Source organism: Gluconacetobacter tumulicola (assembly GCF_014174215.1).
GTDB lineage: Bacteria > Pseudomonadota > Alphaproteobacteria > Acetobacterales > Acetobacteraceae > Gluconacetobacter > Gluconacetobacter tumulicola.
Map to the genome: position 1 here is coordinate 1 of NZ_JABEQL010000083.1, position 650 is coordinate 650.

At 58.5% G+C, this 650-nt stretch carries 1 pseudogene; it reads right to left on the reverse strand.

The features are described from left to right. Nucleotides 1-114: 114 nt before the first annotated feature. Nucleotides 115-538 (reverse strand): annotated as a pseudogene (locus HLH29_RS19355) (DDE-type integrase/transposase/recombinase); the annotation flags it as partial. Nucleotides 539-650: the final 112 nt, after the last annotated feature.

Here is a 650-nt window from a genome sequence, read left to right on the forward strand (position 1 = left end):
CCGCCCCGCTCAATCATCTCCTCGACGCACACCCAACGCCCAAACCAAGGGTGCCAGGGGTAGAGAACCTCCCGCTCGTCGGTATTATGGGTCTTGCAGAGTAGCGCTCTAGTCTCTGCGCCAAGCCTCCAACTTTTCGCGTGCATCCGCAAGCGTCAGGAACCAATGTGCGTTCAGGCACTCCGCCCTCAGACGTCCATTGAAGGCCTCAATGAACGCATTGTCCGTTGGTTTGCCGGGTCGGGAGAAGTCCAGCGTGACATTGTTGGCATAGGCCCAGAGATCCAGATCGCGCGAAATGAATTCCGAGCCCTGGTCGACCCGGATCGTCTTCGGGTAGCCCACGGTGGCACAGACTTGCTCGAGGACCGCGACAACGTCCTCTGCCCGGTAGCTGAAGCGCGGATCGATCATCGGCGAAAACCGCGAAAATATGTCGACGATCGCGAGAATCCTGATCTTCCTGCCGAAAGTCCATCGCCCAGGTTTCGTTGGTTTGTATGGCGGCTCGCCGGTCATCACGCAGCTTCGCCTTCACCGTAACCGGCCGCTCAAGGCCGCATAATCACGCAGCCTGTTTGTGAGTTGTCGGCATGGGCCGCCAATTCCATGGCAGCAGTTCGTGCAGACGGTTGATCTTATGATCGTTG